Source organism: Asticcacaulis sp. (genome assembly GCF_020217185.1).
Lineage (GTDB): Bacteria > Pseudomonadota > Alphaproteobacteria > Caulobacterales > Caulobacteraceae > Asticcacaulis.
In genome coordinates this window covers 1-10000 of record NZ_JAIWNX010000133.1, presented here as the reverse complement: position 1 = coordinate 10000, position 10000 = coordinate 1, and the positions used below count along the sequence as shown (strand labels likewise).

The 10000-nt window shown below is 62.0% G+C and carries 8 protein-coding genes; 3 read left to right on the top strand and 5 right to left on the bottom strand.

Going from position 1 to position 10000, the window contains the following annotated elements:
- On the bottom strand, window positions 1-623 hold a 623-nt coding region (locus tag LDL37_RS06505; RefSeq protein WP_290795783.1), incomplete at its 3' end, for a DUF2608 domain-containing protein.
- A gap of 180 nt (window positions 624-803) precedes the next feature.
- Here LDL37_RS06505 and LDL37_RS06500 point away from each other — a divergent pair.
- A complete protein-coding gene (locus LDL37_RS06500; RefSeq protein ID WP_290795781.1) occupies window positions 804-1724 on the top strand; it encodes a ribokinase in 921 nt (306 codons plus the stop codon).
- A 3-nt stretch (window positions 1725-1727) separates the two neighbouring features.
- On the opposite strand, the gene LDL37_RS06495 is transcribed toward LDL37_RS06500, so the two are convergent.
- Window positions 1728-2981 (bottom strand): pectate lyase, encoded by a 1254-nt coding sequence (locus tag LDL37_RS06495; protein ID WP_290795780.1) that lies wholly within the window; start codon window positions 2979-2981, stop codon window positions 1728-1730.
- Between the two features lie 242 nt (window positions 2982-3223).
- Here LDL37_RS06495 and LDL37_RS06490 point away from each other — a divergent pair, with 242 nt between their 5' ends.
- Window positions 3224-6604 (top strand): glycosyltransferase, encoded by a 3381-nt coding sequence (locus tag LDL37_RS06490; protein ID WP_290795779.1) that lies wholly within the window; start codon window positions 3224-3226, stop codon window positions 6602-6604.
- A 118-nt stretch (window positions 6605-6722) separates the two neighbouring features.
- On the opposite strand, the gene LDL37_RS06485 is transcribed toward LDL37_RS06490, so the two are convergent.
- From LDL37_RS06485 to pelA, 3 genes are all read right to left on the bottom strand, one after another.
- Window positions 6723-7217 (bottom strand): hypothetical protein, encoded by a 495-nt coding sequence (locus LDL37_RS06485; protein WP_290795778.1) that lies wholly within the window; start codon window positions 7215-7217, stop codon window positions 6723-6725.
- A 190-nt stretch (window positions 7218-7407) separates the two neighbouring features.
- Entirely contained in the window at window positions 7408-7902 is a 495-nt protein-coding gene (locus LDL37_RS06480) for a response regulator (RefSeq protein ID WP_290795777.1), read from the bottom strand.
- A gap of 58 nt (window positions 7903-7960) precedes the next feature.
- Complete coding sequence (gene pelA, locus LDL37_RS06475; RefSeq protein ID WP_290795776.1) at window positions 7961-9256, bottom strand: pectate lyase; 1296 nt, start codon at window positions 9254-9256, stop codon at window positions 7961-7963.
- A 160-nt stretch (window positions 9257-9416) separates the two neighbouring features.
- Here pelA and LDL37_RS06470 point away from each other — a divergent pair.
- The coding region (locus LDL37_RS06470; protein ID WP_290795774.1) for a beta-L-arabinofuranosidase domain-containing protein at window positions 9417-10000 on the top strand (584 nt) is incomplete at its 3' end.

The following is a 10000-nucleotide window of genomic DNA, read 5'->3' as shown; positions in this document are numbered from 1 at the left end:
ACCGTCACATCCTTATAGGCGGCGTTGCTCAGCGTGACCTTCAGCGCCGCTCCTGCCGCGCGGATTTCGCTGTCGCGCAGACGCCCCCGCCGGGTGCACAGGGGTTTGGCACAATCGGGCGCTTTCGACAGGTCATAACCCGCCCGCGACAGGGCGCGTTCGGTCTGCCCGCGCAGGTTCGGATCGCGCGCCGTCAGGGCATAGACGGGAATCCCGGCGTCCTGAAGCCCGGCCAGCACCGCCGGGCCGTCGGCCTGAGTCGGCACCATGTTCGTCACCTGATACCACAGGGCCTGTTCGTAAAAGATCGGCTCGTAATCCGGCGTCTGGCCCGCCGGGGTGCGCGCCTTGATAGCCGCCATGCGCTCCGAAAGCCAGGCCTCGGACCCCAGATCCTGCGGCATGGTCAGGATGGTGTCGTCGATATCGACCACGAACAGCACGCGCTTTTTGGCGGCCTGATCGGCCAGTGCCAGATCAGCGGCGCTACGCAGGTCAGAGGTCGTATAGAAGCCTTCTGCCGGTACGGGCGGATGCTCAGCCGCCGCAAAGGCCTGCCCCGAAAGGGTGGTGGTGCTGAGGGCCAGAGCGGCCAGCGCAGCCGCAAGAGTTGGGAAACGCATGGGATTTCCTGAAAATGAGTAGCCGGAGCGCCCTGCCCTGACTTGGCAAAACGCACGGATCAGGCTTAGATCAGCGCCGTGTTTGTCGCAAGGCAAACTGCCTATAGACATCGTTTATAGACCGATTTGTGAAACGTTTAATTACCTGCCTCGCTGCCGGTGTCAACCAAAGGGATTGTCGTGAGCGCCTCCATTCTCGTCCTCGGCTCGATCAATGTGGACTTCTTTATCCGGGTCGATGCCCTGCCCAAACCCAATGAGACGATTATGGGCCACGACACGGCGGTGGCCATGGGCGGTAAGGGGCTCAATCAGGCAGTGGCGGCGGCGCAGGCCGGTGTCGAAACGCGCATGGTCGGTGCCGTGGGCGACGACAATTTCGGTGGCATGGCGCGCGATTTCCTCAAAAAGCGTGGCGTGGATGAGGCCTCAGTGGTGGTGCTGGACGGTGTCGGCACCGGCATGGCCAATATCCTTGTCGCGCCCGATGGTCAGAACATGATCGTCGTTTCCTCAGCGGCCAATGCCCACCTGACACCCGCCCATGCCGAAGCCGTCGAGGCGCTGATCGCTTCCGCCGGGGCGCTGGTGGTTCAGCTTGAAACGCCGCTCGATACGCTGAAAGCCGCGCTGGAAATCGCCACGGCGAACGGGGTGAAGACCATTCTCAACCCGGCCCCGGTCGATAACGGCGTCTTTGACCTCCTGCCCCTGTGCGAGGTGGTGACGCCCAATGAAACGGAACTGGCCAAACTGACCGGCATAGACGGACAGGACGATGAGTCGCTGATCCGTGCCATGCAGACCCTGCGCGCGCATGGGGCGGAAACCGTTATCACGACGCTGGGGGCCAATGGCTGCGCCGGTCTGATCGACGGTGAACTGGTCCGCCTGTCGGCCTTCACGGTTGAAGCGGTGGATGCGGTGGGTGCCGGTGACGTGTTCAATGGCGCGCTGGCTGCACGGCTGGTCCTTGGCGACGACTACGTGTCGGCCATGCGCTACGCCTCGGCAGCCTCGGCTATTTCGGTCACGCGCCGCTCGGCCGATGCTGCCCCGACGGCGGCGGAGGTAGAGGTGTTTCTGCGCGAGCGGGCCTGATCTCTACTTTATAAGGTACGACTCGTGAAACGCGCGACGGGTCGCGGTGCGCTGCGGATAGCCACCGACGTCGGTTTCACTGTTGATAATGCGCCCCTTGCCCGCCTGCGCCTCCGCAATAATGCGGGCGTCGATCGGATCGCGCGCCCACGGTCGTGCGCCGACATGGCGATAAACATGGCTTTCGATGTCGGCGGCGGGCCGTAAGGTTAAGCCCTGCGGCCACAGGCTTTCCCTGGGCACGGCGCGAATCCACGCCTTGGGGCGATAGGGGGCAGTGTCTTCATAGCCATCCGACCGCGCCTGATAGTAGGCGATCATCGGGGCCGGGCGGCCATCGGCATAGGTGGCGATATTGTCAGCGGCGTGCAGATCGAGGTCACCGGCCCCGCCGAATTTCAGCAAACCCAGATCGGGCCGCGTATTGACGCCCCCGCGCATCACATTGCCGCGCAGCAGAAGCTTACCGGCGATGGGTTCCCGGCCCTTCCACTGGTCCTCCACCAACGTATATTGCGCGCAGGCCGAGCCGGGGTTGACGAAGACATTGTTGACCACGACCGCCTGCGCCCCGCCCTTGATCAGCGGATGGCGCTCATTGTTGTGGGCATAGAGATTGCCCATCAACAGCGCCCCCGTCACATTGTCATGCAGCAAAGAGCCCATCGAATGCGGACCTTTGGCGTGGCTGGCGTGATGAAGACTTTCGCCGATCAGATTGTTTCTGAACACAATAGTGTGTGACGTGTTGCGCCGCCAATCGTCCGGTGTTGCCCCCTCAAAGCGCGGCCCTGAGGCCGACAGGGCCTCATCCACCGCCCAGGTAAAGCTGCACTGGTCGATCAGGACGTCGTGCGCCGCCGTGCAGGACAGGCCGTCCGGCTCAAAGCCTGAGCGCTCCGGCATACCGGCGGTGCCGGGGCGCACGGCGATGTGCCGGATGACCACATGATGGCTCTGGACGCTGATCCCGCCCCGGATCAGGGTAATCCCCGGCGCCGGTGCGGTTTCCCCGGCAAGGGTGAGGTACGGCTCACGGATGACCAGAGTGGTTTTATTGAGGTCAATCACCCCGCCGACTTCAAACACCACAAGACGCGGACCTTTGGCGTCAAGCGCCGCCTTCAGCGATCCCGGCCCTTCCGCATCAAGAGTCGTCACACGGATCAGCGCAGGCCTTTGCGCGCTCTGTGCAGGAAAGGCTGCGGCGCTGATCAGGCCGCTCAGAATCGCCCGGCGATGAAGACGATGTGGCATTATGTTTTCCCTGTTTCGTTTTTTCCCCGCCGTCTTTGGCCGGAGTTCACGACATTCTACGGTCAGGGTAATCGGTTTCCGTTGCCTGCGGCAGCCTCAAACTGTGGGTGATTCCAAAAACGCAAACGGCGTTTATAAAATCGATTGCAGTTATCTCAATTTTGACACGAAGCGCGCGCATTCCGCGCCGGTATCCCCTTTCGGGCAACGCGACCCCATTTTTTTTTGAAGCGTGCGTTAAGATGAAAACACCGGTCTTTTATGATCCGTCAGGCAAGCGCAACAAGGCCACGCTGATGGGCGTGATCGCGCTGGCGGCGGCCGCTACCCTTTTGTTTCTGGGCCTGATCCTGTCGGTCCTGTCTGTGCCGGTGCCGCGTCAGCTTGATCTGCATATGGAGGCCTCGCACGCGTCGCGCTGGACCTTCCAGACCCACGATGCGCGCCATCCGCATCGCTTTCGCAATCTAACCCGCCACGCGGATACGCCTCAAAAAATCATCGGCTTTTACGTACCTTGGGACGACGGTAGCCGCGCCGCCTTTGAGTCCCACGCCAGCGATATGGACGTGGTGATCGGGGCCTTTGCCAGCGTCTCTGGCCTGCAAAACACCTTCAACTATCAGCCGGATGTGCGTTTTCATAAGGTGTTGGCGGCCGCCAAAAAGCCGCCCGTCCTGCTGACCATGGTGCAGAACACCTCGCTCAAAGGCTTTGAACGCGAAAACACGCATCGCCTGCTGACCAATGTCGCCGCCCGGACGCAACTGCTGGCGCAGATCGAAGACACGCTGAGACAGGAAAAATCAGGCGGCGTTGTTTTCGACTTTGAAAATCTGGAACCCGCCGCCCTCAAACCCTATCTCGCTCTTTTGAAAGAGGCCCGCGCGCGTCTGGGGGCCAGGGGATATTCCGTCACCGCCACCGTGCCGGTCGATGACCCCGACTGGAACCTGTCGGCCTTTGCGCAGGTGACCGACAAGCTGTTCCTGATGGTCTATGATCAGCATTCTATGGTCGATGAGGCGGGCCCGATCGCCGCTCAGGACTGGTTCGAGGGGCGTCTGGCGGCTTCTATGAAGGCCGTCCCGGCGGATAAGGCCATCGTCTGTATCGGCAACTACGCCTACGACTGGTCGAAATTCGGCACCACAGTCCTGACGTTGGGCGATGCCTGGCTGATCGCCCACGATTCCGAAGCCCCCGTCGCCTTTGACCGCGCAACCGGCAACAGCGGCTTTGCCTATCAGGAGAACGGCGTCAATCACGAAGTGTGGATGCTCGATGCGGTCAGCGCGTGGAATCAACTGCTGGCGGTTCACGCCACCGATGCCTATGGCGTCGCCCTTTGGCGTCTGGGCTCCGAAGACCCTGGCATCTGGCAGGATTTTGCGCATTTTCAGGGCCAGACCACGCCTGATCTGACGACGCTAAAACCGGCGGGCAATGTCGATGTCGAAGGCGCGGGCGAAATCCTGCGCATCAGCGCCCCCCCGACCTTTGGGCACCGCACAGTCCAGTTTGACACCCAGCGCATGGCGCAAAATCAGGTCTATCAGACCCTGCCCACCCCCTATGTGGTGCGCCGTACCGGCTTCAAACCCGGTTATATCGCCCTCACCTTCGACGATGGCCCCGACCCGAAGTGGACGCCCAAGGTGCTGCAAATCCTGAAGGCCGAACACGTCCCGGCGACCTTCTTCGTGATTGGGGAAAAGGCGCTGGGTCACCCCTTCCTGCTCAAGACCATGCTGGCTGAGGGCAACGAACTCGGCAACCACACCTATACCCACCCCAATATGGCCAATATCCCCGCCGAATGGGCCAGGGTGGAACTGAACTCGACGCAGCGCGTGGTCGAAGCCTATACGGGGCGCTCGCTGCGCTGGCTGCGCGCCCCCTATTTCGGGGACGCGGAACCCACGACCGAAAACGAACTGGCCCCTGCCCTGCTGGGGCAGCAGATGGGCTATACCAGCGTCGGTTTGCACGTTGATTCCGAAGACTGGCAAAAGCCGGGCGTGCAGGCCATCATCGACAATGTCCTGAAAGGCGTCGCGGACGGGGCCGCCAGTGCCGCGTCCGAGGCCTGCAAAGAAGACGTCAACAACTGCCGCTCAGGTCAGATCGTGCTGATGCACGATTCCGGCGGTGATCGTCAGCAGACGATTGACGCCCTGCCGCACATCATCCGGGCCCTGAAGGCGCAAGGCTATAAGTTCACGACCGTGAGCGGCCTGACTGACCTGCCGGCGGCGCAGGCCATGCCCGCCCTGTCGGGGAGTGATCTGGCCGCCGTGCGCTTCGATGTCGGCGTGTTCATGCTGCTGGCCTGGGGGGCGATTGGCCTGCAATGGCTGTTTATCGCCGCCATAGTTCTGGGGGTTTTGCGCGCCATCATCCTCAGCGTTATGGCCATCTGGGCCGACTATAGCGGCCATATGGACCCGCCGACCGAAACCGATGATGGCCGTATCGCCGACTTTGTCCATGCGCGGCAGGTCAGCGTCATCATCCCCGCCTTTAACGAAGCCCGCGTCATCGAAGCCTCGGTGCGTCGCGTCCTGACCAGCGTCGATGTCGATATCGAAGTCGTCGTGGTCGATGACGGCTCAAAAGACGAGACCAGCGCCATCGTGGCGCGCGCCTTTGCGGACGAACCGCGCGTCACCCTGATCACTCAGGCCAATGCCGGCAAGGCGACCGCGGTCAATAACGGTATCGCCAGAGCCAAAGGCGAAATCATCATTGCGCTCGATGCCGATACGCAGTTCGAACCGGAAACCATTGCGCGACTGGTGCGCTGGTTCATCCGGCCTGAGATCGGCGCGGTGGCAGGCAATGCCAAGGTCGGTAACCGCTTTAACTTCGTGACCCGCTGGCAGGGCGTGGAGTATGTGACGGCGCAGAATCTGGAACGCTCGGCGCTGGCCACCTTCGGCGCTATGATGGTGGTGCCGGGCGCGGTCGGGGCGTGGCGGCGTTCGGCGCTCGAAGAGGTCGGCGGCTATCCGCACGACACGCTGGCTGAGGATCAGGACCTGACCATTGCCATTCAGCGCCGTGGCTGGGCCGTGGCCTATGATCAGGACGCCGTGGCGTGGACCGAAGCGCCGGAAAGTTTCGCCGCCCTGATCAAACAGCGCTACCGCTGGGCCTTCGGCACGCTGCAATGCCTGTGGAAGCACCGCCGCATCCTCAAAGAGGGCAAGCCCAAGGGGCTGGCGCGTATCGGTCTGCCGCAGGCGTGGATTTTCCAGATCGGCTTTTCGGTGATTTCCCCGCTGATTGATCTGGCCCTGCTGATCAATATTGCCGCCACCGCCTGGACGATCAGTCAGCACGGACTGAACCAGACCGATGGCACGCTGGAGCGTATGCTGATCTACTGGACGGTGTTTGTGGCCATCGACGCCCTGTGCGGCTGGATCGCCTACATGCTGGAGCCGCGCGAAAAGCGCTACCCCGTCTTCTGGCTGCTGTCGCAACGCTTCGTCTATCGTCAGATCATGTACTATGTGGTGCTGAAGGCGCTGGCCTCGGCCGGGCGCGGGCTGGCGGTCGGCTGGGGCAAGCTGGAGCGCAGCGGGCGCGTCGCCCCGGCGTCAACCCCGCAGCCTTAGAGCGGATTTCGTTCAGGTTGAACCGAAACTCCGCTCTCATGCTTTGTTTTATCCCGCATTTGATTCCGAAACGAAGTTCGGCGAAGCCAAAACCGTTGCACACTTTTCGGAATGCGCTCTAAACCGCCCTCAGTTGCGGCGGCTGTCCGGCGCAGGGCAGGACTGTTGGCAGGTCACGTCCGACGGCCGCGCTGACCGGCAGGCCGTGGCCGCGTTGCGCCATCAGCTCCATCAGATGGCGGGCGGCCGCATAAAGGTCGTGTGACGGTTCCGCCCCCATCACAAACCGCGCCTGAGCGGTAAAGCGGTCCACCTCCTGCGTCTGCGCGTGGGTGAGCAGGCTCAGAAGCATCTCCTCGTCACGGGTCAGGGCGATCAGGCCCGGACGTCCGATCTCCAGCCGACGCCGACCTTTGGCCAGGGCCAGAAGCCAGCCGTGAAAGGCTTTCAGCCCTTCGGACGGCTCCGGACCAAAGGCGTGCGCGAACTCACGCTGCAACAGACGACACTGAGGCGAGCAGGCCACCGAGGTGCGCAGCGCCCAGGTCAGAAAGTGCTCGGCATAGCGCAACCGACGAAGATCACGCCCCCTGTCTGAAGCCACCTGTGCCATGAGAAAACCGCCTCCTGTACGGATTAACAATTGCGAATAATTCTCATTAGCATTATTGAGAACGAGTCGCAAATTGAAATCTCTATGGGAGTAAGACCGATGAACCCACGTCTCGAAGACCTGTTATCAGAACCCATCGTACAGTTATTGATGGCGCGAGACGGCGTGTCGCCCGATGGGTTGAGAGGCCTTATGCGACGGGTGGCCTTGCGGCGGTCAGGCGCTCCAGACACGCCTGCAACTCATCCGGCCTGAAAGGCTTGGAGAGGTACGCATCCATACCGGCCAGCAAACAGGCCTCGCGGTCGCCACTGAGGGCGTGCGCGGTCAGGGCGACAATGGGCACCGCCGTGCGCCCGGTTTCGCGCTCCAGCGCCCGGATGCGGCGGGTGGCCTCGTAGCCATCCATCTCCGGCATCTGAAGGTCCATCAGGATCAGGCCGTAACGCCCGGCCTGATAAGTCTCAATCGCTTCGCGGCCATTTTCGGCGCGGTCGTGGGCATAGCCCATCTGTTCAAGGAACAGGCTGGCCACCAGCGCGTTGGCGGGATTATCTTCCACCACAAGAATGCGGATCGGCCCCTCACCTGTCTGCGTCAGTGGCGACAGGTTCAACGGAGAGGCCGGGTAGGGTTTGGCCATACGGATGACTTCAAAGCGTTTTTCAGGGTGCAGACTGACCATTAAAAGCCAGTCCGCCCAAAGTGATCACGCCCCTGATAAGTTTTCCATTCGGAGCGACTCAGCCGTGTTTCGCCTTCCAGGCGACATAGGCCTTGAGCGCGCTTTGCGGCCCACTGCCAAACCACGAATAGCCGCGGCGGCGTTCCGGCTCCACATCATTAATCGTATCGTGCAGGGTCTTGGTACGGTTACCGAAGATGGGCTTCATCGTTTTGAGATCGTAATAGCGCGCCCAGATCGGTCCGGCGCCCGGCTTATCGACCAGCAGACGGTCCTTGCCATCCGGCGTCTTCTCAAAGGCCTTGCCTTCGATCTTTGTGGCCTCCAGTGTCGCGACCCCGGCCACAATCGCCGCCTTCATCTCAGCCGACGGGTTGGGCTGCTTCATCAGATAGACCAGCAGTGATCCGCTTTCCGACGAACTCAACGATGGCATCTCGTAATTGCGCGCCGATGAGGGCGTCAGGGTCAGGGCATCGTATTGCTGCGCCCACATGGTCAGTTTACCGTCGATCACCACCTGCGATTTGAGGAAGACGGCCAGCGCACGTTGTTCCGCCGCCAGCAGGCGTGTACGCAGGTCGCCCGGCAGGAAGGCAAAGCCCGTCTCGCCACGCCCGGCATCGCCCACCAGGCGCGACACCGAGATCATGGCGTTGTCATTCAGCGTCATGGCATCGTGATAGCCCCCCATCAGCGGCCACACCTGCGGCCAGCCGCCATTCGGGAACTGCGCATTAAGCAGGTAGGTCAGGCCACGGATCGCGGCGTCACGATAGCGCACGTCCTGTGTGGCGTTAAAGGCCAGCGCCAGAAACCGCGTCTCGCTTATCGTGGCCCCGTTGTCGATGGTCCCGACATAGCTCCAGCCGGGAACGGTCGGCGCGTCGAAATCACCGGCAGGCTTGGTTTGAAGGCTGTTCCCGGCGACAAAATGCTGCCCCTTCGCGCGCGGCTCGCTGTCGTGCGGCTGGTTCTTGCCCCAGCCGCCGGCGGGCGTCTGGAAACTGACGATATTGTCGGCGACCTTGCGGCCTTCTGCCGAGGCATACCATTCAACAGGTTTATCGAGCGGCATGGTCTTTTCACCGTCGCCGGTTTTGGGGTCCGCCGGGATTATGCTCAGCCCCTTGCGCTCGGCCATCAAAGCGGCCTGATCGGCGGCCAGTTGCGCCTGTGATCGCGTCAGATAGTCGAGCCACGCCGCCTGCTCCGCTGCGGGCGCGATGGCCTTGATGCGCTCAGGGCTGAGCGGTGGGAACGGCGTATTGACACCGATCTGGGCCGCCTGCGCCAGCAAAGGCGCGGCAAAGGGCAAGGTGACAAGGCTGGCGAGCAAGGTACGGCGGTGCATGGCATTTCCCCGGAGATATAGAATGATGTCTGTTCTGGTTGGGCCTATATGATACCGGTGTCAAACGTGTGGCAAGCCGAAATCCGTCGCTCTGTGCAAGTTTGATTTTACTCAGACAAATGACGGACTATAGTCCAAGAAAACACAACAGGAGTGAGTCATGCAGGGATGGACGCGACGCGGCATAACGGCCGCAGGACTGGGGATGGCTGTAGGCGCGACCGCTGCCAAGGCCGTGACGCCTGATTCTATATCCGCGACCCCCTTCCCGCTGTCGCAGGTGCGGCTAAAGCCGTCGATCTTCCTGACCTCCATTGAGGCCAACCAGCGCTATCTTCTGTCGCTGTCGCCCGACCGTTTTCTGCACAATTTCCGCAAAGGCACGGGGCTGGAGCCCAGGGGCGAGGTCTATGGCGGCTGGGAAGCGCGCGGCATTGCGGGCCACAGCCTGGGCCATTACCTGTCCGCCGTGTCGCTGATGTACGCGCAGACCGGCAAACCCGAATTTCGCGACCGCGCCGCCTATGTGCTAAGCGAACTGAAGACCATTCAGGCCAAACAGGGCGACGGCTATGCGGGCGGCACGACCGTGGGGCGCAACGGTCAGGAAGTGGACGGCAAGATCGTCTATGAGGAACTGCGCAAGGGCGACATCCGCACCTCCGGATTTGATCTGAACGGCGGCTGGGTGCCGCTTTACACCTATCACAAGGTGTTTGCCGGGACGCTCGACGCGCATCAGCA